Origin of the sequence: Mycobacterium shigaense, from assembly GCF_002356315.1 — a bacterium.
In the GTDB taxonomy this organism is placed as follows: Bacteria; Actinomycetota; Actinomycetes; order Mycobacteriales; family Mycobacteriaceae; genus Mycobacterium; species Mycobacterium shigaense.
Genome location: NZ_AP018164.1, coordinates 396,378 through 418,302, shown reverse-complemented (window position 1 = coordinate 418,302; position 21,925 = coordinate 396,378). Strand labels below are relative to the sequence as shown.

Below are 21,925 nucleotides of genomic sequence, written 5' to 3'. Positions count from 1 at the left end.
GTGCGCGCGGTCAGAAATGCAGGACGCTGAACCGCCAGTCGAGCACCTGGCGGTCCGGCTCGTCGATCGAGTCGCCGACCGCGTAGACCACCGAACGCAGCTCCAGCACGCCGCCCTGGTCGGCGGGACGAGCGGACTGCACCTGTAGCTCGCTGTACAGCGTGTCACCTTCGTGCACGGGCCCGGTGTGGTCGCAGGAGTGCCAGCCCAGCACCGTGGCCAGGTTGGGCAGCAGCCGACTCGCCTGCGCAAGCGCGAGGCCGATGGTGTGGCCCCCGTACACCAGCCGCCGGCCGCCGACCCGCGAATCATGATGCGCAGCGGCGATATTCAGCGTAAGCCGGGCCAGTTCGGGCGCGCTACTGACCACGTCGGCGGTGCTGCGCAACAGCGCACCGGACATGGCGGTGTCGAAATACGGTCCGGGAATTCGCATTCGGAACGCGGCGCCGTCCCACCGGGCGGCCGGATCGGACGCCGGCGGCACCGCGTCGGCGCCGATGGTCGACAGGTCGTCGCCGGAGGCGGCCGGGCCGGGGTTCCAGCCGGGGCTGCCGGGCAGCATGGCGCAGCGATAGAAGTCGAGCACCAGCTGGTCGGCCTGGTCGATCGTGGTCATGCGCAGCGCAGCCAGGCCCGTCGGCGCGCGGCCGGGCTTGACCGAGTTGGCGCGCAGCCCAACGACTTCGGTGCGCGTGTACAGGGAATCGCCGACGACCGGGAAGCGGTGAAACGTCAGGCCGCGGTAGAACAGGTTGGCTTTCACCCGCTGGGTGACCAGCGTGCTCTGCCCGATCGCGACGTCGCACACCAGCGCCGGGTGCGCCAGGGGCCCCGGTGCGCCGGTCACCGCGTTGCACAGGCCGGTGTCCAGCGCCAGCCGCAACCGGTCCCCCACGATCGCCTGATGGGCGGCTGCCAGCCCTGCCGACAGCGTCATCGTCGGCGCCCAGTCGAACACCTGACCGACCGTGAGCTCGTCGAAATAGGCCCCGCCGTCGCGGACCCCCGCGTACCCGTTACTCGTCACAACGCCACATGCTGGCAGGCTGTCGAATCTGAGCGCAACGCCCCAGGGGCGGAAGGAAGGGTCAGACGGTGATGACTGACGAGGAAGCCCTGCTGGTCGCCACGGTGCGCGCGTTCGTCGACCGCGAGGTGAAGCCGACCGTCCGTGAAATCGAGCACGCCAACTCCTACCCCGAGGCGTGGATCGACCAGATGAAGCAGATCGGCATCTACGGCCTGGCCGTTCCCGAGGAATACGGCGGGTCGCCGGTGTCGATGCCCTGCTACGTGGCGGTCACCCAGGAGCTGGCCCGCGGCTGGATGAGCCTGGCCGGCGCGATGGGCGGGCACACCGTGGTGGCCAAGCTGCTGACGTTGTTCGGCACCGACGAGCAGAAGCAGGCCTACCTGCCGGCCATGGCGACCGGCGAGGTTCGCGCCACCATGGCGCTGACCGAGCCGGGCGGCGGCTCCGACCTGCAGAACATGTCGACGACCGCGCGGCCGGACGGGGCCGGCGGTCTGGTGATCAACGGCTCGAAGACCTGGATCAGCAACGCGCGCCACTCCCGTCTGATCGCGCTGCTGTGCAAGACCGACCCGCACGCCGTTCCGCGCCATAGGGGCATCTCGATCGTGCTGGTCGAGCACGGCCCGGGCCTGACGGTGTCGAGGGATCTGCCCAAGCTCGGCTATAAGGGCGTCGAGTCCTGCGAGCTGTCGTTCGACGGATATCGCACCGCGAACTCGGCCGTCCTGGGCGGCCGGACGGGCGAAGGCTTTTCGCAGATGATGAAAGGCCTTGAGACCGGCCGCATTCAGGTCGCCGCCCGGGCCCTGGGCGTGGCGACCGCGGCGCTCGAGGACGCGCTGGCGTATGCCCAGCAGCGGGAGAGCTTCGGCCAGCCGATCTGGAAGCACCAGGCGATCGGCAACTACCTGGCCGACATGGCGACCAAGCTTACCGCCGCGCGTCAGCTCACCCGCTACGCCGCCGAGCGCTACGACAGCGGCGAGCGCTGCGACATGGAAGCCGGGATGGCGAAGTTGTTCGCCTCCGAGGTCGCGATGGAAATCGCGCTCAACGCGGTGCGCATCCACGGCGGCTACGGCTACTCGACCGAGTACGACGTCGAACGCTACTTCCGCGACGCGCCGCTGATGATCGTCGGCGAGGGCACCAACGAGATTCAGCGCAACGTGATCGCCGGCCAGCTGATGGCCCGCGGCGGGATCTAAAGATCTCCGATTGGCAGGTGCGTGCGTTATATTCTTGCTGACTTCGGCACAGCAAAGCGGTGCGGAGGTAATCCGGTTCGGGCCGGAGGAAACCGAAGGAAGGCAACTGCCATGAGTTATCCCCCCGGGCCGTATGAAGGTTCCCCCGAGTGGCAGGGTCAGCAGCCGCCGCAGCAACCACCCGAGTGGCAGCCTCAGCAGCAACCTGGCTGGCAAACCCCGCCGCCGGCGGGCTGGGGTGGCCAGCAGCCAGGCTGGCCGGCCCAACAGGAGCCGGAAAACTATCTGGTGTGGGCCATTCTGGTCACGGTGCTGTGCTGCCTGCCCTTCGGGATCGTCTCGATCGTCTACTCCAACAAGGTCTCCGGGCTGTGGGCGCAGGGCCGCTACCCCGAGGCGCAGGAGGCAGCCAACAACGCAAAGAAGTGGGCCATCATCGGTGCGATCGTCGGCCCGATCCTCTACATCGCCTTCCTGGTGATCTACTTCGCGTTCATCGCGGCGGTCGTCGTCCACGAGCTGCCCAACATCCCGACCACGACCACCACGGTCCCGGGCTTCTAGGGAAGTTGTTGGGCCGCAGCGTAAATCGCGTCCACTAGGCCCCACTGCAGCGCGGTGCCCGCACCCAGGGTGCGCCCCGTCAGCACCAGGTAGGCCGTGCGCCACCGGCCGATCCGGCGGGTGACGCTGACGGTACCGCCGGCGCCGGGGATCAACCCCAGCCCCAACTCGGGCAGACCGAAGACCGAATCTTCGTGTGCCTCAATCCATCCGCAGAATGCGGCCATCTCAAGCCCGCTGCCCAGCACGCGTCCGTGCACCTCGGCGCGACACGCCCGTCCCAGCCTGGCGGTCAGCGCGTCGAGGGCCAGCGCGGGGCTGTGCCGGGTGCGGGCCAGATGCGCGCTCGTGGGATCGTCGAACGTGCCGAATTCGGCGAGATCGCCACCGCTGCAAAAGGACGGGCCGTTGCCGGTCAACACGACTCCGGCGACCGACGGGTCGAGCCGCGCGACGGCCAGCGCCTCCAGCAGGGCGGCGCGGGCGTCGGTGGAGAATGCGTTGTGCCGCTGCGGCCGATTGAACCTGATCGTCACGACGTCGCCGTCGCGCTCGGCGGTCACCGGGTCGGCGGTCCCGGGCAGCCGAGCCGGGCCGCGTTCGTCGAGCCACCGCGCGAATTCCGGGCCGGCCTGCAGCGTCGAGTACGCCAACGACTCGGTGATGACGCCCGCCAGGGCCGCGGCCTCGGGTCGCACCGCACGTAGCACGTCGTCGCAGACTGCGCTGGCGTGCGGCCAGCGTTCGCAGCGCTGCCGAAGCGCGGCGAGGGTTTCGGACACAGATTCGACGGCGATCACCCGACGATCGGCGCTGGGTTCCTCGGTGAGCGTGAAAGTCGCTGCCTCGAGCCAGGATTCGGCCCAGACCAGGTCAGCGCCCGACCCTACCGCGACGATCACACCGGGCGGCGCGGCCGACCCGGTATCCGGTGCGCTCGGCTCCGCATCCGACAGGTCGACCACGCGCAGCATCACCTCACACCGAATACTTCTCGATCAGCCCGTTCTTGTAGAGCTTCCCGGTGTCGGTGCGCGGCAGCTGCGACTCGAACGCGATCGACCGCGGGCATTTGAAATGCGACAGGTGTTCTCGCAGCCACCCGATCAGCTCGTCGGCGAAGTGGTCGGTGGCATCGGCCGGATCGGTCGTTTGCACCGCCGCCATGACGCGCTGGCCCATCTCGTCGTCAGGCACCCCGAACACCGCGGCGTCGAGCACCTTCGGATGCGTGACCAGAAGGTTCTCGGCTTCCTGCGGATAGATGTTCACCCCGCCGGAGATGATCATGTGATGGCGCCGGTCGGTCAGGTACAGATAGCCCTCCTCGTCGAGGTAGCCGATGTCGCCGACCGTGGCCCAGCCGTGCTTCTCGCGGGACCCAGCGGTCTTGGTCGGGTCGTTGAGGTATTCGAACGAGTAGCCGCCTTCGAAGTAGATCTCGCCGGCTTGGTTGGGGGGGAGTTCGTTGCCGTCCTCGTCGAGGATGTGCACCGCGACGCCCATGGGTTTGCCTACCGAACCCGGATGCGCCAGCCAGTCCTCGGCGGTGATCAGGGTCGACCCGTGCGCTTCGGAGGACGCGTAGTACTCGTCGACGATCGGTCCCCACCAGTCGATCATCTGTTTCTTGATCTGCACCGGACACGGCGCCGCGGCGTGCATCACCCGCTTGAGGCTGGACAGGTCATACGAATCACGAACGGCCTGAGGCAGTTTCAGCATCCGGACAAACATGGCCGGGACGAACTGGCCGTGGGTCACCTGGTGACGCTGGATCGCGTCCAGCGTCCCCTCGGCGTCGAACTTCTCCATGATCACCGTGGTGATGCCGGCGGCCTGAATCGTCATCGACCACACCGACGGCGCGGTGTGGTAGAGCGGTGCCGGGCTCAGGTACACCGCGTCGGGATCCAGCCAGAAGCCGACCAGGGCCGACATCATGCCCGGTACGTCTTCCGGTGGGAGGTGCGGCAATTCGCGCCGGATGCCCTTGGGCCGGCCCGTGGTGCCAGAGGAGTACTGCAGCAGATCGCCCTCGATCTCGTCGTCGATCGGGGTATCCGGTTGACCGGCAACGCATTCCGGGTAACGCTCCCAGCCGGGCAGGTCGCCGTCCGCGATCAGCAGCAGCTCGGGCAGCCCGTTCGGCAGGTGCTCGGCCAGCCCGGCCAGGGTGTCCCGCAATGCCGCCGACCCGACAATTGCCTTGGCATTGCTGTTGTCGATGATGTAGGCGGCCTCGGCCGGGGTCAGGTGGGTGTTGATCGGGACGTAGTACAGGCCGCTGCGCCGGGCCGCCCACATGACGGCGTGGATGTGCTGGTTGTTCTCCATCAGGATCGCGACGCTGTCGCCCTCGCGCAGCCCGGCCTGCCGGAACCGGTGTGCCAGCCGGTTGGCCCGTGCCTCCAGCTCGCCGAAGGTGACGACCGTTCCGGACGGGTAAAGAATGATGGCAGGTTTGTCGGCGCCGACATAGGGGCGTATCTGCATGGGCCGACTGTACAACCGCCAAAGTTGACGGGTGTTAAGTGGGCCGGGGACGGTGCGTCAGGCCAGAAGCCGGGCGCCGTCAGCCGTGTGGCGCCTCGGAGATCTTGCTGTCCGGCTTGCCCAGCATCTGGCACCAGGTCTGGGCGGACAGTCGGGTGGCGTCGATCTGCAGATTGGTCGGATCGGTGCCGCTCTTGTCCTTGAGCATTTTGCTGATCTCGTCGTTCTGCTTCTTCTGCTCCTGGGTGCTGAAGTCCTTGCACTTCGTATCGCCACCGGTGTTGATCACCTGCGATGCCGAACATCCACTGAGCAGAATTCCCGCCGCGGCAATCGCTGTCGCGATCGGCGCAAGTGTCTGGGACTTCACTGACTTCACTGACTTCACTGTCGGCCTTCCAGGAACGTTCTGTTAGCTATCTGTAGACCAAGCAGAACAAACCCAAACGCCCGGTCGCGATGGGCGTTTGGGTTTTTCAAGTGGTGCTGACTAGTCGGATTCCGACAGTCGCTGCTTGAGAGCCTCGAACTCGTCGCGGACGCCGGTCGGCAGCTTGTCGCCGACGAAGTCGAACCACTCCTCGATCAGGGGCAGCTCCTCGCGCCACTCGGCGGCGTTGACCGCCAGCGCCTTGGCCACGTCGCCGCCCGCGATGTCGAGTCCGTCCAGGTCCAGGTCGTCGGCCGTCGGCACGATGCCGATGGGGGTGTCCTGGCCGCCGGCCTGGTGCTCGATGCGGTCGACGATCCACTTCAGCACCCGGCTGTTCTCACCGAAGCCCGGCCACAGGAAGCCGCCGTCCTCGTCGCGGCGGAACCAGTTGACGAAGAACACCTTCGGCAGCTTGGACTCGTCGGAGTTCTTGCCCAGGTCGATCCAGTGCTGGAAGTAGTCACCGACGTGGTAGCCCAGGAAGGGCAGCATGGCCATCGGGTCTCGGCGCACGGTGCCGACCTTGCCCTCGGCCGCGGCGGTCTGCTCGCTGCCCATGGTGGCGCCCATGAAGACGCCGTGCTGCCAGTCGCGGGCCTGCGTCACCAGCGGCACCGTCGTCTTGCGGCGGGCGCCGAACAGGATGCCGGAGATCGGCACGCCCTGCGGGTCGTCCCACTCGGGCGCGAGGATCGGGCACTGCGACATCGGGGTGCAGTACCGCGAGTTCGGGTGCGCCGCTTTGGTATCCGACTCGCGCAGGATCCAGTCGTTGCCCTTCCAGTCGATCAGGTGTTCGGGTTCGCCCTCCAGGCCTTCCCACCACACGTCGTGATCATCGGTCAGCGCGACGTTGGTGAAGACGGTGTTGCCGGCCTCCATGGTGCGCATGGCGTTCGGGTTGGACTTCCAGTTGGTGCCCGGCGCGACGCCGAAGAAGCCGAACTCCGGATTGACGGCGTAGAGCCGGCCGTCCTTGCCGAACCGCATCCAGGCGATGTCGTCGCCGAGCGTCTCGGCGCGCCAGCCCGGAATGGTCGGCTGCAGCATCGCAAGGTTGGTCTTGCCGCACGCCGACGGGAAGGCCGCGGCGAAGTAGTACGCCTTGTTCTCCGGGGAGATCAGCTTGAGGATCAGCATGTGCTCGGCCAGCCAGCCCTCGTCGTGGGCCATCGCCGACGCGATGCGCAGCGAGTAGCACTTCTTGCCCAGCAGCGCATTACCGCCGTAACCCGAGCCGTAGCTCACGATCTCGCGGGTCTCCGGGAAGTGGGTGATGTACTTCGTGTCGCTGCACGGCCACGGCACGTCGTCTTTTCGGAGTCCTGACTCGTCTACGAGCGGGGCGCCCACCGAGTGCAACGCCTTGACGAAGAACCCGTCGCCGCCGATCTTGTCGAGCGCGGCCTGGCCCATCCGGGTCATCACCTTCATCGAGATGACGACGTACTCGGAGTCGGTGATCTCCACACCCAGCTTCGGGTCGTCGGCGCCGAGCGGGCCCATGCAGAACGGCACCACCCACATGGTGCGACCGCGCATGCAGCCGCGGAACAGGTCCTTCAGGGTGGCCCGCATCTCGGTCGGGTCAGTCCAGTTGTTGGTGGGGCCGGCGTCTTCTTGGCGCTCGGAACAGATGAACGTCCGGGATTCCACCCGCGCCACGTCGGACGGGTCCGACAGCGCCAGGTAGGAGTTGGGCCGCTTCTCCTCGTTCAGCTTCGTCAGGGTGCCGGCCTCGACCAGTTGCGCGGCCAGCCGGTTGAACTCCTCGTCGGAGCCGTCAGCAAACACCACCCGGTCGGGCTGGGTCAGCTCGGCGACCTCCTCCACCCACGACAGCAGCCCCTGATGTTTGGTGGGCGCTGTATCCAGACCGGGAATGGTCGCTGAGGTCATCGAACTCTCCTGAATTCATTCAAGTAAGGGTGGGACTGCTGCGTTGTTCGCATTCACCCACACAACTGTTGACACGGCGAAGCTTTATCTACAGGCTATCGTGATCACCTTGCTGGGGAAGGTCCGGGAGGGTATAAGCCTTCTCACAGGACCGATTCAGAAGGCCCGAAAAACGTCGTCCAATATGTCCAACGGCGGTTCTCAAAAGACCTATTCTTCGGCTTCGGCGGCTTCCCCAGCGTGGTTCTCGCTGTGGGGTATACCCGGTTCGCCCAGTTCTGCACGCACGGCGTCCAGCGCGGCCTGCACCGTCGGCATCTCCCGGTCGCGGGTGGCCGCGGCCCGCGCGACAGCGACGGCGTGCGCGCGCAGTTCGCTGTCGATGGCGCTGACCTGCTCGGATACCTGCGCGGCGGCCGCCTCGTCGCGGGTGTTCAGCTCGGTGGTCAGCAGCGTCTCCGCGGTCAGCACGCGGGTGGCGACCAGCTCCTCGACCGCCGAGCGCAGCGACGTCGTCACGTCACCCGCCCAGCGGTCCAGCAACGCACGGTCGCGCAGCAGGCTGCGCAGCTTGACGACCACGAAGGTGACCGCCAGGCCGATCACCACGCACGCCACCCCCGCGGCGATCGCGAACACGGGGTTCAGCTTCGCGGTGGCGCCGGCCATCAGCCGGCTGAGCGTCAGCGCCACCCCCAGCCCGAACCCGGCGCCCAGCAGCATCATCAGCCAGGTCTCCTGGCGCCGCGCCCGCAACGGCGGTGGGGCGACGTCGACCGTCGGCAGCGTGTCGAGTGCCGGCAGCGTCAGCGGCATCCCGACCGCCTCGGCGACGGCGTCGAGCTGGGCGACGGTGCCCTGGTTCACCTCGGTCACCACCACGGCGGCCCGCTCCCGCGTCTGCGCCTCGAAGCCGGCCATCGTCCGCCGGGACAGCTGCGCGGCGTCCGCCTGCAACTCGCCGCGCAGCGACGAGCACCGATTGCGCGCGTAGTGGGACAGCTGGACCTGCGCCTGCTGGAGCTGGCCGCGCAGCGCGACGGCGCGCTCGGATTTCTCCTGCCGCCGCTGGCGCAGGGCTTCGCTGCGCTGCTCGCGCAGCGCAGCGACCCGGGCTTGACGGCCCGCGCCGTCGGCGTCGCGGTCGAATCGCTGCGCCACGGTACGCAGCCGGGACTCCCACGCCCGCAACCTGTTTCGCCGTGCGAATTGGGGATCGGCCAGCGCCGCCGAGATGGCGTCGACGGCGTCGTCGAGGATCGGGTCGCCCAGATCGGGTGCGGCGGCCACACCCACCCAGCGCACCTTCGCATAGCGCGGCGCGTGTGCGGCCAGGATGTCGCGGTTGGCGTTGAGCACGTCGCCCCAGTTGCGGTGCACGTCGATCTTGGCGACCGCGCCGATCACCACGTCGGTGTGCTCGACGGCGGTATCCAGCAGCACGCAGTCCGATTCCGTCAGCTGCGCCGCCGCGGACACCACGAAGACCACCGCCAGCGGCGCCTCGCCGGGCTCCAACTCCGCCGTCTCGACGAAGGTGTGCTGCGGCAGCCGCTCGGTCAGCGCCGCGACCAATCCGGTCACCCCGGCCATCCAGGGGCCGGTCACCAGCACCACGTCGCGGCGGTCGACGGCAGGCGGCTCCAGGCGCGGCCCGAACGCGGCCACCACCGCGTCCACCTCGCTGGCCGGATCGTCGTCGTCGGACTCGCTCACCATGACTCCCCGTGCGGTTCGGGCAGCGACCCGCAGGTCTGCGACCACAGCCGCAGCGACCCCCTGGCGATGTCGGCGCCGCAAGCCCGGTGCAGGTCGCTGACCGACCCGCGGCTGTAGCGCTGCCAGCACGCCGCCCGCGGCAGGTGTTCGGCCGGCTCGTCGCAGCGCCCGACGTCCAGCCCGGCCGCCTCGGCGAGGTCCACCGCTGCGGCCATCCGCGCGACCACGGTGTCGTCGTGAGAGAGGAATCCGCCGATCCGGTCCGCGATCCCGCTATGGCCGACGGCCAGGGCCTCCAACTCCGCGACGGCGTCGAGCAACCGCTGGTAACGGATCTCGGCACCCAGCGCCGCGACCCGGTCGACGACGGCGTCGACGCCGCTCATCCGCCGCAGCAGGGCCGCGACCTGTGCCCGCGTGCGACCCCGGTGGGCCGCCGCCACGCCCAGGGCCGTGCCGAACAGGTCAAGGGTGTCCAGCAACCGCCGTCGCGCGTCTGGCGGCACCGGATTGTCCGCCGCGAGAAAGCCTTCGAAAGAGCCGTCCAGGCCGTCGGCGCCGCCGGGATGGGCGGCCAGTATCCGCAGCGCCGCCCACGAGGTGTCGTCCAAACCCCCGTCCGCGGCGACGGCGAGCACCCCGATCATCGGCTCGACCGGCACCCCCACCAGCACCGCGAGTTCGGCGCACCGGACCCGCGCCGCCGCGATCGGCCCACTGCCGGTCCGCCCGGACAGCGAGCCGGTCAGGTCGGCCTTGTTCAGCACCGCCAACAGCGGCCGGCGGGCCGCGGCGATCGCGTCGGCGTCCTCGGGCTTGATCACCTCCGCGGTGACGTACACGACGACGTCGACGTCCTGGCCGGTGCCGGCCCCCGGCGGGTGCACCGTGATCCCCGCCGCCGCGGCGCGGCCGAGGGCGCGCGCCACGGTGCCGCGACCGACTCCCCGTCGGCCCTGGACAGCTACCTGCAGCGGCGCTGCCGCACGCTCGGCGATCGCCGTCACGCGGGCGTCGTCCTGGGCGGCGGCGAAACGGTTCAGCTCGTCGACGAAAATGTGGTGCCCCTGTCCTTTCATGTGCGGTCTGCCCGAGCCGGGTGGACCGCAGCGGGGTGCCGGGAGGCTTGGGTTCCACCGAATGGTGGCACCTGTGTCATCGGGATGCGAGCCACTGTTTATCAGTTACCAGCTGAAGGCAACTGTTGGGTATCAATCTGGACCAGGGGCGGCTACATCCGGCGTTCATGCGCCACCATGGACAAATGCACGCGCAACCCGGGGTCGGGACACCTCCCGACCCGCCGGTGGAGGCGGAGGCCAGTGACGACGTGAGCCCGACACCCGAGCCCCCGGGTCCCAGCGCGCCCCAGCACGGCTACCTGCCGGCCACGAGCTTTCGCTCCCGGCGGTCCACGTTGTCGGGCGCTCAGCGCGACACCTGGGAGCGGCTGTGGCCCGAGCTCGGCAGGTCCGAGATCCCCGAGCACTTCGCGCCGCTGGACACCGCCGCGTGGTTCGGCCGCACGGCGCCCGTTTTGCTCGAAATCGGTTGCGGTAGCGGCACATCGACGCTGGAGATGGCCAAGACCGAGCCGGGCATCGACGTGATCGCGGTGGAGGTCTACAAACGCGGGCTGGCGCAGCTGCTGTCCTCGATCGACCGCGAGCAGGTGCACAACATCCGGCTGATCCGCGGCAACGGCGTCGACGTGCTGCGGCATCTGATCGCCCCGGCCTCCCTGATCGGGGTGCGGGTGTTCTTCCCCGACCCGTGGCCGAAGGCGCGCCACCACAAACGCCGGTTCCTGCAACCGTCCACGATTGGCCTGATCGGAGACCGGTTACTCCCCGGAGGTGTCCTGCACGCCGCGACGGACCACACCGGTTACGCCGAGCAGATCGCCGAAGTCGGCGACGCCGAATCCCGGCTGCGTCGCGTCGACCCCGGCGACGCACTGCCGATCTCGGTCGCCCGCCCGACGACGAAGTACGAGATGAAGGCCCGGGAAACGGGCAGCTCGGTGACCGAGTTGATCTGGGAGAAGCGCCGTTGACACGGAAAAGACGATGACCATGAGTCTTACTGAAGCGACGGCAACGCCGGCACCGGACGACGTTTCGACTTCGGCGGAGGTCACCGGTACCGCCATCGAGTCCTCCGGCGAGTTCGACGCCGCGCCGCGCCGCGTGCTGCTGGTGTGGGACGCACCCAACCTCGACATGGGGCTCGGCTCGATCCTGGGCCGGCGGCCGACCGCCCTGGAGCGCCCGCGGTTCGACGCGCTGGGCCGGTGGCTGCTGGCACGCACCGCGGAGGTCAGCGCCGGCCGCCCCGGCGTCGTGGTCGAACCCGAGGCCACCGTCTTCACCAATATCGCCCCTGGTAGCGCCGACGTCGTTCGACCGTGGGTCGACGCGTTGCGTAACGTGGGCTTCGCGGTCTTCGCCAAACCAAAGATCGATGAAGACAGCGATGTCGACCGCGACATGCTCGCCCACATCGAACAGCGGCGTCGGGAGGGACTCGCGGCGCTGGTCGTGGCATCCGCGGACGGACAGGCATTTCGCCAGCCGCTGGAGGACATCGCGCGCGCCGGGATGGGGGAAGTTCCGGTCCAGGTGATCGGATTTCGCGAGCACGCCAGTTGGGCACTAGCGTCGGATACCTTGGAATTCATCGACCTGGAAGACATCGACGGTGTCTTCCGGGAGCCGTTGCCGCGAATCGGCCTTGATTCGTTGCCTGACCAGGGGGCGTGGCTGCAGCCGTTCCGGCCGCTGTCCACGCTATTAGCCACGCGTGTGTGACACTGGCTTGAAAAACCGAAAGACGCTGCGCGGGTCGTTAGCGATCCAGTAAGGAGCTTACGTGTTCGCCTGGTGGGGTCGAACCGTGTACCGGTACCGGTACATCGTGATCGGGGTCATGGTGGCCCTGTGCCTCGGCGGCGGCATCTTCGGCCTGAGCCTGGGCAAGCATGTCACGCAGAGTGGTTTTTACGACGACGGCAGCCAGTCCGTCAAGGCGTCGATATTGGGCGACAAGACCTACGGCCGGGACCGGACCGCGCAGATCGTGGCGACTTTCACCGCTCCCGACGGCAAGACCGTCGACGACCCGGCCTGGCACCAGCAGACCGTTGACGAGCTGAACAAGTTCGTCAAGGACCATCCCGACCAGGTGCTCGGCTGGGCCGGCTGGCTGGCGTTGCCCCCCGGCGCCGAGGCGCCCAACGCGCAGATCAAGGGGATGGCGACGGAGGATCGCAAGCACACCTTCGTCACCATCCCGCTCAAGGGCGACGACGATGATTCCATCCTGAACAACTACAAGGCCATCGCGCCAGACCTGCAGAAGCTGGAGGGCGGCAAGGTCGAGCTCGCCGGCCTTGAGCCCGTCGCCAACGCCCTGACCGGCACCATTGCCAGCGACCAGAAGCTCCTCGAGTATCTCGGCCTACCACTGGTCACGGTGGTGCTGTTCCTGGTGTTCGGCGGCGCGGTCGCCGCCGGCCTGCCCGTCATCGTGGGTGGGCTCAGCATCGCGGGTGCGACGGGTATCTTGCGGTTCGCCGCGATGTTCGGCCCCGTGCACTTCTTCGCCCAGCCGGTGGTGTCACTGATCGGTTTCGGTATCGCCATCGATTATGGCCTTTTCATCGTGAGCCGGTTCCGGGAGGAGATCGCCGAGGGCTACGACACCGAGGCGGCAGTGCGCCGCACCGTGATGACGGCCGGGCGCACCGTCGTGTTCTCGGCGCTGCTGATCATCGCCTGCAGCGCCAGCCTGCTGGTGCTGCCCCAGGGATTCGTGCATTCGCTGACCTACGCGATCTTCGCGGCGGTGGGCCTGGCGGCGCTGCTGTCGATCACGCTGCTGCCGGCCTGCCTGGGCATTCTCGGGGCGAACGTCGACGCGCTGGGCGTGCGAACCGCGTTTCGGGTGCCGTTCCTGCGCAACTGGAAGTACTCGCGCGCCTACCTGAACTGGCTGGCGGACCGGCTGCAGAAGACCAAGACCCGCGAAGAGGTGGAGGCCGGCTTCTGGGGCAAGCTGGTCAACTGGGTGATGAAGCGGCCGCTGGCCTTCGCCATCCCGATCGCCGTCGGCATGATCCTGCTGGTCATCCCGCTGGGCAACCTGTCGCTGGGCGGCATGAGCGAGAAGTACCTGCCGCCGGACAACGCTGTGCGCCTGGCGCAGGAGCACTTCGACAAGCTCTTCCCCGGCTACCGGACCGAGCAGCTCACGGTGGTGATCCAGAGCAACAACCACAGCAAGGTCACCGACCAGCAGGTCGCCGACATCCGCAACAGGCTCGCATCGGTCACCGGCTTCACCGACAAGACGTGGGAGGAGCGGCCGTGCCCAAACATCGCCGGCAACCCCTGCGTCGCCGGGCCGAACGGGACGACGCAGCCCAAGGACGACTCGCTGCGGGTGATCCAGAACGGGCTGGTCAACAAGAACGACGCCGCCAAGAAAATCACCGAGCTGCGGGCGATAAGCCCGCCGAAGGGGCTGACCCTGCTGGTCGGCGGCACGCCGGCGCTGGAGCAGGACAGCATCCATAGCCTGTTCGACAAGGCCCCACTGATGCTGGTGCTGCTGCTCAGCGCCAGCCTGGTGCTGATGTTCCTGGCGTTCGGCTCGGTGGTGCTGCCGATCAAGGCCGCGCTGATGAGTGCGCTGACATTGGGCTCGACCCTGGGCATCCTGACCTGGATCTTCGTCGACGGGCACTTCTCGAACTTGCTGAATTTCACGCCAACGCCGCTGATGGTGGTGCTGATCGCGCTGGTCGTCGCGGTCGGTTTCGGCCTGGCCACCGACTACGAGGTGTTCCTGGTGTCCCGCATGGTCGAGGCCCGCGAGCGCGGCATGTCGACCGCGGAAGCCATCCGGATCGGCACCGCCACCACCGGTCGCCTGATCACGGCCGCCGCGCTGGTGCTGGCCGTGGTCGCCGGCTCGTTCATGTTCTCCGACCTGGTCATGATGAAGTACCTGGCGTTCGGCTTGGCCGCGGCGCTGCTGCTGGACGCAACCGTGGTCCGGATGTTCCTGGTGCCGTCGGTGATGAAGCTGCTCGGCGACGACTGCTGGTGGGCGCCGCGCTGGGCCCGGCGGCTGCAGAACCGCATCGGGTTGGGGGAGATCGACCTGCCCGACGAGCGCAAGCGGCCCACGGTCAGCGGCCGGCCGGCCCGTCCGCCGGTGGCGGCCAGCCTGGTCGCCGCCAAGCCGCGCCCAGCGCACGACCCCACCCATCCCGGCGCGCTCCCCGAGCCGTCGCGGGCGCGCCCGGCCGGGCTGCCGGAGGCCAAGCCGGCCGTGGAACGAGTCGACGTCCCGCCGTCGGGAGCCAGCACCACGCGCATCCAGACCAGGCCCAGCCAGCCCACGGAAGCCCAGACGTCGCGCCTGTCGGTGCCGGGCGCCCCGGCGCCGCGTCCGGCGGCGCCGGCGGACGGTCAGACCCGGGCCATGCCGCTCCCGGGCAACGGCGACCCGGCCGAACCCACCACCGCGCTTCCGGCGATGCGCCCGGAGGGCGACGACGCCGAGGCTGCCACCGAAAAGATCAACGCCCGCGGCAAGGGCGCCCAGAGCGACAACGGCGAGGAGCCGCGGCCGCGGCGCCGCGCCGGCGGCGGGCTGTCCGCCCAGGATCTGCTGCGCCGCGAGGGCCGGTTATAACCCGAAAGTTGCTGATGCTCAACCGGATTCGTCCCGTGGACGGTCTGGCTTCGCCGCAATGATGGCTTTGTCACCGGCGCCTTCGGTCTGTTTGTCGGCTTCGGCGGCCGGGTCGGGCGCGAGCAGCACCTGCAGCGCGTTGTTGAGGAACGCGACCGTCGGCACCGCCAGCAGGGCGCCGACGATGCCGGCCAGTACCCCGCCGGTGGAGATCGCGAGCACCACCCCCAGCGGGTGGATCGAGACCGCGCGGCCCATCACCAGCGGCTGCAGGATATGAGCCTCCAGCTGGTTGATCACCACCAGCAGGCCCAGCGTGAGCAGCGCGTAGACGATCCCCTTCGCCAGCAGCGCGACGACCACCGCAACCAGGCCCGAGACGAGCGCACCGATCAGCGGGATGAAGGCACCGAGGAACACCAGCGAGGCCAACGGCAGCGCCAGCGGCACCCCCATGATCGCCAGCCCGGTGCCGACGCCGGCGGCGTCGGTCAGCGCCACCAGAAAAGTCGCGCGCACGTACCCGATCAGCGAGCCGTAGCCGGCGATGCCGGCTTCGTGGACGCGGTTCCGGACCCCGGCCGGGAAGATCTTGATGACGTACTCACAGATGTTGCGGCCGCCGTACAGGAAGAAGATCAACGTGAACAGCACCAGCACCGCGGCGGTGACCAGCTCGGTGACGGTGGCCGCCGTGGAGAGCGCCCCGCTGGTCAGCTTGGCCTGATTGTCGTGCAACGCCTGGATCGCCGCGTTACCCGCGTTGTCGATCTGCTCGCTGCGCAGATGCGCCGGACCCTGGATCAGCCATCGGCGGGTGGAGTCGATGCTGCGGGTCACCTGCTCGGTCAGCCCCGGAATGCCGTCGATGAACTGCAGGACCACGAACGTCAAAATGCCGCCGAGCACGGCGAATCCGCTCAGCAAGATCAGCGACACCGCGCCGCCGCGCGGCAAGCCGTGCCGGTCCAGCCAGTCGACCCCCGGCAACAGCAGCGCGCTGAGCATCAGCGCCAGCAGCACCGGCACCACGATCACCTCGAGCTTCGAGACCACCCACAGCAACGCCATGGCGGCTAACAAGATGACCAGCAACCGCCACGCCCAGGCCGCGGTTTTGCGGACCAGCGGTTCGACCGCGGCATCTTCGACGTTTGCTGACATTCGGCCAGCCTATCCGGCGCGCACGCCTGGTCGGGTGCCATGAACGCGGCACAATCGGGTTACGACCTCGGAACTTCCACGACACGGTCGGAGCTGCGCACCGAGGGCCGTGCCACCTGCACGGTTACCCTAAAACGCGTGTCCTACGACGCACCCGCCCGCAAAATCGACTTGCCGCACGACGAGACCTCGCGTGGCAGGTACTGGTGGCTGCGCTGGGTGGTGCTCGGCATCGTCGCGATCGTGCTCGCCGTCGAGATTTCGCTGGGCTGGAATCAGCTGGCCAAGGCCTGGATGAGCCTCTACGAGGCCAACTGGTGGTGGCTGCTCGCGGCAGTGCTGGCTGCGGCGGCCAGCATGCACAGCTTCGCCCAGATCCAGCGGACCCTGCTCAAATCTGCCGGGGTGCACGTCAACCAGTTGCGGTCCGAGGCGGCGTTTTACGCCGCGAATTCGCTGAGCACCACGCTGCCCGGCGGACCGGTTCTGTCGACGACGTTCCTGTTCCGCCAGCAACGCATGTGGGGTGCCTCGACGGTGGTGGCGTCCTGGCAGCTGGTGATGTCGGGCGTGTTGCAGGCCGTGGGATTGGCGCTGCTCGGGCTGGGTGGAGCGTTTTTCCTGGGCGCGAAGAACAACCCCTTCTCGTTGTTGTTCACGCTCGGCGGTTTCGTCGCGCTGCTGTTGCTGGCCCAGGCGGTGGCGTCGCGGCCCGAGCTCATCGACGGGATCGGCAGCCGGCTGCTGGCGCGGGCCAACTCGGTTCGTGGCAAACCGGCCGACACCGGCCTGGCGAAGTGGCGCGAGACGCTGATGCAGCTGGAATCGGTGAGCCTCGGCCGCCGCGACCTGGGGGTGGCGTTCAGCTGGTCGATGTTCAACTGGATCGCCGACGTGGCCTGCCTGGGCTTCGCCGCGTATGCCGCCGGGGACCACGCGTCGGTGGCGGGGCTGACCGTCGCCTACGCCGCCGCGCGCGCCGTCGGCACCATCCCGCTGATGCCCGGCGGGCTGTTGGTGGTCGAGGCGGTGCTGGTGCCGGGCCTGGTGTCCAGCGGCATGTCGCTGCCCAACGCCATCTCCGCGATGCTGCTGTACCGGCTGATCAGCTGGCTGCTCATCTCCGCGGTCGGGTGGGTGGTGTTCTTCTTCGTGTTCCGCACCGAGAGCCTCGCCGGCTCCGACGACGATTCGCCCACCGGGCCCCTGCCCATCCTGCAGGTCCCGCAGCCCTGGAACGATCCGACGGACAGCGCGCTGCAGGGTCCGCTACCGCCGCCCGAGGAAGCCCTCGATCGAACGTCCGAAAGTGACCGTCAGCGCTAGCCGACGTTGTTCTGCCGCGACGGCCCGCCGAGCGCACCGCCCGGCGGAATCGCTGCGGTCGCGGCGGGCGGCAGAGCGGGCAGGCCGCCGCCTCCCTGGGCCTGCTGGGCCAGGCCCAGGGCCTGCGGAATGCTGATCGGCAGCTTGCACTGCATCGACATGTTGGTCAGCGGTTGGGCGATCGATGCCAGGTCGGCAGCGACCGTCGGGTGTCCCTGGAAATAAGACTTCAGCGAGGCGGCCGATTCGGGCCCGGCCTGCTGCTGCAGCATCGCGGTCATCGCCTCGTTGGTCTCGGGATGGGAGTCCAGATAGTCGCCCATCGACTTGGAGACCGACCCGATCGTGCGGGCGACCTGACTGGCCGCGCACGGGTCGCTGGCGCCCGTCGCGGGCGGCCCGGCCAGGACGGCAAGGGCAACGCCCGGGACGGCGGCGGCCATCAGCCCGCCGACAAACCTGCGGCGTCGCCTCGCGCCGGTTGCCTTCATGCGTAACTCCTCAGTTTGCGAAGCCGGCCGACTTCCCGGGTGCCGCAACACCATTGCGATGGACGAGACGGGATATCACCGAGACCCCGCGGCCCCCCGCGGACAGCGACATCTTGCCATTCGGGCCCGCGGGATGCCCACCCGGTGTGACCCAGATCCCGCTCGTTAACCGGTTCACAACGACTTGGCCGCAAGTTGGCTACGGGAGCGTCTGCGCAGCTCAGGAACTTTCCAACCCGCCGTATTCCACAGGTTGCTGCGGTATTCTCGGGACTCACGCGTTGCGCGAGATATCGGGGAGTGACGACATCCAGCAGTTCATGTTGCGCCTGAGCCGCAGCCTGCGCAGGTACCGGTGGCTGGTCTTCGCAGGCTGGTTGCTGGCACTGGTGCCGGCCGTCTATCTCGTGATGTCTGAATCAGGGAACCTCACCGGCGGCGGCTTCGAAGTGGCCGGCTCGCAATCGCTGCTGGTCCACGATCAGCTCCAGGAGCAGTACCACGATCTCGGCGCTTCCTCGCTGGCGCTGGTGGCCGCCCCGCGCCCGGACGCCACGTATCAGGACATCAACGACGCGGTGGCTCAGCTCAGGCAGATCGCGGGCGACGTGCCCGGCGTGACCGAGAAGCCCAACCCCGCCCAGCGCCCGCCGCAACCCGACCGGCCCTATGTGGTGACGCTGCGGCTGGACCCCACCCTGTCCGGCACCAGCGACGTCGCCAAGCAGCTGCGCAAGACGGTCGGCATCAACGGCGATCAGTCCGGGCAGACCGAGAACGGCCGAGTGCGGCTCTACGTCATCGGGCAGGGCGCGTTGTCCGCCGCGGCGGCGGCCAACACCAAACATGACATCGCGAAGGCGGAAAGCTGGAACCTGCCGATCATCCTGGTCGTGCTGCTCGCGGTGTTCGGGTCGCTCGCGGCGGCGGCGATCCCGCTGGCCTTGGGTGTCTGCACGGTCGCGGTGACCATGGGCCTGGTCTATCTGCTGTCGTCGTTCACCACGATGTCGGTGTTCGTCACGTCCACGGTCTCGATGTTCGGCATCGCGCTCGCCGTGGACTATTCGCTGTTCATCCTGATGCGCTTCCGCGAGGAACTGCGCACCGGCCGCGAGCCGCGCGAGGCCGTCGACGCCGCGATGGCCACCTCCGGCCTGGCGGTCGTGCTGTCCGGGATGACCGTCGTCGCCTCCCTGACCGGCATCTACCTGATCAACACCCCGGCGCTGAAATCGATGGCCACCGGGGCGATCCTGGCCGTCGCGGTCGCGATGCTGACGTCGACCACTCTGACGCCGGCGGTGCTCGCGACGTTCGGGCGGTCGGCCGCCAAGCGGTCGGCGCTGCTGCACTGGTCGCGCCGCCCGGAGAGCACGCAGTCGCGGTTCTGGAACCGCTGGGTCGGATTCGTCATGCGCCGGCCCTGGATCACGGCGGTCGCCGCGTCGACGGTGCTGCTGATCATGGCGGTGCCGGCGGCGTCGATGGTGCTGGGCAACAGCCTGTTGCGGCAATTCGATTCCTCGCACGAGATCCGCGCCGGGGTCGCCGCCGCCTCCCAGGCGCTGGGACCCGGCGCCCAGGGCCCGATTCAGGTGTTGGTCTCCTACCCGACCGGCGCGTCCGCGCCCGAGCACACCCATACCCTGGCGGCGATTCGCCAGCGCATGACACAGGCTCCCAACGTCATCTCGGTGACGCCGCCGGCATTCGCCGACGACAACACCAGCGCGCTGATGACGGCGGTGCTGTCGGTCGATCCCGAGGACATGGGCGCCCGGCAAACCGTCGACTGGATGCGCAGCCAGCTGCCCAAGGCCGCCGGGGACGCAGGCGCCCGCATCGACGTCGGCGGGTCCACCGCCCTGATCAAGGATTTCGACGACCGGGTCTCGGCGACCGAGCCGCTGGTGCTGGTCTTCGTCGCCCTGATCGCGTTCGTGATGCTGTTGATCTCCATCCACTCCGTGTTTTTGGCGCTCAAGGGCGTGCTGATGACGTTGCTGTCGGTCGCCGCCGCCTACGGCAGCCTGGTGGTGATCTTCCAGTGGGGCTGGGGGCAGGACCTCGGGTTCGCCCACATCAGCTCGATTGACAGCACCGTTCCCCCGCTGGTGCTGGCCATGACGTTCGGCCTGTCGATGGACTACGAGATCTTCCTGCTCGCCCGCATCCGGGAACGCTTCCTGCACACCGGCAACACCCGCGACGCGGTCGCCTACGGCGTCAGCACCAGCGCCCGTACCATCACCAGCGCCGCGCTGATCATGATCGCGGTGTTCGTCGGGTTCGCGTTCGCGGGCATGCCGCTGGTCGCCGAGATCGGCGTGGCGTGTGCCGTCGCCATCGCGGTGGACGCCACCGTCGTGCGGCTGGTCCTGGTGCCGGCGCTGATGGCGATGTTCGCGCAGTGGAACTGGTGGCTGCCCCGGTGGATGGCCCGGATCCTGCCGTCGGTCGACTTCGACCGGCCGCTGCCCGAGGTCGACCTCGCCGATGTCGTCGTCATCCCCGACGACATCTCAGCGCTCACCGCGCCTTCGGCGGACTTGCGGATGGTGCTCAAGTCGGCCGCCAAGCTCAAGCACCTGGCGCCCGACGCGATCTGCGTGGCCGATCCGCTGGCCTTTACCGGTTGCGGGCGCAGCGGCAAGGCCACCGACGACAGCCGCGGCCTTGGCCCCGGAGATATTCCCCACCTTGGCCCCGGAGATATTCCCCACCAGGTCAACATCACCGATGACGTCGTCGGGATCGGGACGGGCCCTAGCCCGAAGAACGGAGCCGACGGGCTCCCCCGGGCTCAATCGGGGGCCAAGAAGCTGGTCGACGGCCTGACGTCGCGCAACGGGATCGCCCGCGCGATCGTCGGCGGCGGCCGGCCGATCCATCCGGTCACCCTGTGGCGGGGCCGGCTGTCGGTCGCGATCGACGCGCTGGAAACCCAGGGCGTCGCGAAACGCGGCACCGCCGACCAGCCGAAGTACGAACGGCGCAGCCCGGTGGAGACCACCCACGTGCAGTTGCCCACCGGCGACCGGCTGCAGGTCCCGACCGGCGCCGAGACCCTGCGCCTCAAGGGCTACCTGATCATGAGCCGTAACAGCAGCCGGGATTTCGCCGAATTCGCAGACATGGTCGACACCGTGGAGCCGGAGACCGCCGCCGTGGTCCTGGCCGGAATGGACAGGTACTACGGTTGCCGCGCGCCCAGGCAGCAGTGGATCGCCTCGCAGCTGGTCCGCCGTCTTGCCGATCCGCATCCCGCCGATCTCACCGGTGCGCCAGAATTTCAGGAAGACTGGGAAGAAGTCCGGCAGCGCTGCCTGTCGGTGGCCGTGGCGATGCTGGAGGAGGCGAGGTGACGTTGGCACCCGACCGACGCCGCGTGCCGTCCCCTCAGCGGCCCGCGTTAGACAGGAACGGGCCGGTTCCCGACTTCGATCAGCCGGTGGAGTTCTGGCCGACCTCGGCCATCCGCTCTGCCATGCAGGGCGGCGACATCGAGACCTGGAAACGCATCGCCGCGGCGCTGAAGCGTGACCCGTACGGCCGCACCGCCCGTCAGGTCGAGGAGATCCTCGAGGGCGCACGCCCGTACGGCATCTCCAAGGCGCTGTGGGAGGTCCTGGACCGCGCCCGCGTCCACCTCGAAGCCAACGAGCGCGCCGAGGTGGCCCGCCATGTGCGGCTGCTGATCGAGCGCTCGGGACTGGGCGAGCAGGAGTTCGCCGCGCGCATCGGGGTGGCGCCCGACCTGCTGGCGACCTACCTCGACGGCAGCGTCAGCCCGTCCGCGTCGCTGATGATCCGGATCCGCCGATTGTCGGACCGCTTCGCCAAGGCGAAGTCCGAGCGGTCCGCCGAAACCAACTGAGCT

At 68.6% G+C, this 21,925-nt stretch carries 16 protein-coding genes and 1 pseudogene; 8 read left to right on the top strand and 9 right to left on the bottom strand.

The window, feature by feature from the left end; all coding sequences use genetic code 11:
• Positions 1-10 precede the first annotated feature (10 nt).
• Positions 11-1,030 (bottom strand): MaoC family dehydratase, encoded by a 1,020-nt coding sequence (locus MSG_RS01980; RefSeq protein WP_096436641.1) that lies wholly within the window; start codon positions 1,028-1,030, stop codon positions 11-13.
• Between the two features lie 71 nt (positions 1,031-1,101).
• Here MSG_RS01980 and MSG_RS01975 point away from each other — a divergent pair, with 71 nt between their 5' ends.
• Together MSG_RS01975 and MSG_RS01970 are read left to right on the top strand one after the other, a co-directional pair.
• Entirely contained in the window at positions 1,102-2,247 is a 1,146-nt protein-coding gene (locus MSG_RS01975) for an acyl-CoA dehydrogenase family protein (protein ID WP_096436639.1), read from the top strand.
• A gap of 111 nt (positions 2,248-2,358) precedes the next feature.
• Complete coding sequence (locus tag MSG_RS01970) at positions 2,359-2,811, top strand: CD225/dispanin family protein (protein WP_096436637.1); 453 nt, start codon at positions 2,359-2,361, stop codon at positions 2,809-2,811.
• On the opposite strand, the gene MSG_RS01965 is transcribed toward MSG_RS01970, so the two are convergent.
• The 6 genes from MSG_RS01965 to MSG_RS01940 form a co-directional block, all read right to left on the bottom strand.
• Positions 2,808-3,785: an enoyl-CoA hydratase/isomerase family protein gene (locus MSG_RS01965; protein ID WP_096443934.1), complete on the bottom strand. Its 978-nt coding sequence runs from the start codon at positions 3,783-3,785 to the stop codon at positions 2,808-2,810. The two genes, MSG_RS01970 and MSG_RS01965, sit on opposite strands and share 4 nt — an antisense overlap.
• Positions 3,786-3,789: 4 nt before the next feature.
• Positions 3,790-5,307 (bottom strand): fatty-acid--CoA ligase FadD4, encoded by a 1,518-nt coding sequence (gene fadD4, locus MSG_RS01960; RefSeq protein ID WP_096436635.1) that lies wholly within the window; start codon positions 5,305-5,307, stop codon positions 3,790-3,792.
• A 79-nt stretch (positions 5,308-5,386) separates the two neighbouring features.
• Positions 5,387-5,677 carry a hypothetical protein gene (locus MSG_RS01955; protein ID WP_373421123.1) on the bottom strand — a complete coding sequence of 97 codons (291 nt, stop codon included), beginning with the start codon at positions 5,675-5,677 and terminating at the stop codon, positions 5,387-5,389.
• Positions 5,678-5,797: 120 nt separating this feature from the next.
• A complete protein-coding gene (locus MSG_RS01950; protein ID WP_096436633.1) occupies positions 5,798-7,639 on the bottom strand; it encodes a phosphoenolpyruvate carboxykinase (GTP) in 1,842 nt (613 codons plus the stop codon).
• A 210-nt stretch (positions 7,640-7,849) separates the two neighbouring features.
• Positions 7,850-9,355, bottom strand: a complete 1,506-nt coding sequence (locus MSG_RS01945; RefSeq protein WP_232011143.1) for a hypothetical protein — start codon at positions 9,353-9,355, stop codon at positions 7,850-7,852.
• Positions 9,352-10,437 carry a hypothetical protein gene (locus MSG_RS01940; RefSeq protein WP_096436629.1) on the bottom strand — a complete coding sequence of 362 codons (1,086 nt, stop codon included), beginning with the start codon at positions 10,435-10,437 and terminating at the stop codon, positions 9,352-9,354. Before MSG_RS01940 ends, MSG_RS01945 begins: the two co-directional genes overlap by 4 nt.
• Positions 10,438-10,745: 308 nt before the next feature.
• On the opposite strand from MSG_RS01940, the pseudogene trmB reads away from it, so the two are divergent.
• The 3 genes and pseudogenes from trmB to MSG_RS01925 all read left to right on the top strand — a co-directional run.
• A pseudogene (trmB, locus tag MSG_RS01935) lies at positions 10,746-11,414 on the top strand (tRNA (guanosine(46)-N7)-methyltransferase TrmB); the annotation flags it as partial.
• Positions 11,415-11,433: 19 nt separating this feature from the next.
• Positions 11,434-12,168 carry a PIN domain-containing protein gene (locus MSG_RS01930; protein ID WP_096443930.1) on the top strand — a complete coding sequence of 245 codons (735 nt, stop codon included), beginning with the start codon at positions 11,434-11,436 and terminating at the stop codon, positions 12,166-12,168.
• A gap of 61 nt (positions 12,169-12,229) precedes the next feature.
• Positions 12,230-15,061, top strand: a complete 2,832-nt coding sequence (locus MSG_RS01925; RefSeq protein ID WP_096436625.1) for an MMPL family transporter — start codon at positions 12,230-12,232, stop codon at positions 15,059-15,061.
• An 18-nt stretch (positions 15,062-15,079) separates the two neighbouring features.
• Here the strand turns inward: MSG_RS01925 and MSG_RS01920 are convergent, their stop codons facing one another.
• Positions 15,080-16,225 (bottom strand): AI-2E family transporter, encoded by a 1,146-nt coding sequence (locus tag MSG_RS01920; RefSeq protein ID WP_096436623.1) that lies wholly within the window; start codon positions 16,223-16,225, stop codon positions 15,080-15,082.
• Between the two features lie 138 nt (positions 16,226-16,363).
• On the opposite strand from MSG_RS01920, the gene MSG_RS01915 reads away from it, so the two are divergent.
• A complete protein-coding gene (locus tag MSG_RS01915) occupies positions 16,364-17,551 on the top strand; it encodes a lysylphosphatidylglycerol synthase transmembrane domain-containing protein (RefSeq protein WP_232011142.1) in 1,188 nt (395 codons plus the stop codon).
• Here the strand turns inward: MSG_RS01915 and MSG_RS01910 are convergent.
• Positions 17,548-18,042 (bottom strand): hemophore, encoded by a 495-nt coding sequence (locus tag MSG_RS01910; RefSeq protein WP_096436619.1) that lies wholly within the window; start codon positions 18,040-18,042, stop codon positions 17,548-17,550. The two genes, MSG_RS01915 and MSG_RS01910, sit on opposite strands and share 4 nt — an antisense overlap.
• Before the next feature lie 320 nt (positions 18,043-18,362).
• Here MSG_RS01910 and MSG_RS01905 point away from each other — a divergent pair, with 320 nt between their 5' ends.
• Both MSG_RS01905 and MSG_RS01900 read left to right on the top strand, forming a co-directional pair.
• On the top strand, positions 18,363-21,410 hold the full coding sequence (locus MSG_RS01905) for an MMPL family transporter (protein ID WP_096443928.1): 3,048 nt from the start codon (positions 18,363-18,365) through the stop codon (positions 21,408-21,410).
• A complete protein-coding gene (locus tag MSG_RS01900; protein ID WP_096436617.1) occupies positions 21,407-21,922 on the top strand; it encodes a transcriptional regulator in 516 nt (171 codons plus the stop codon). Before MSG_RS01905 ends, MSG_RS01900 begins: the two co-directional genes overlap by 4 nt.
• Positions 21,923-21,925 lie beyond the last annotated feature (3 nt).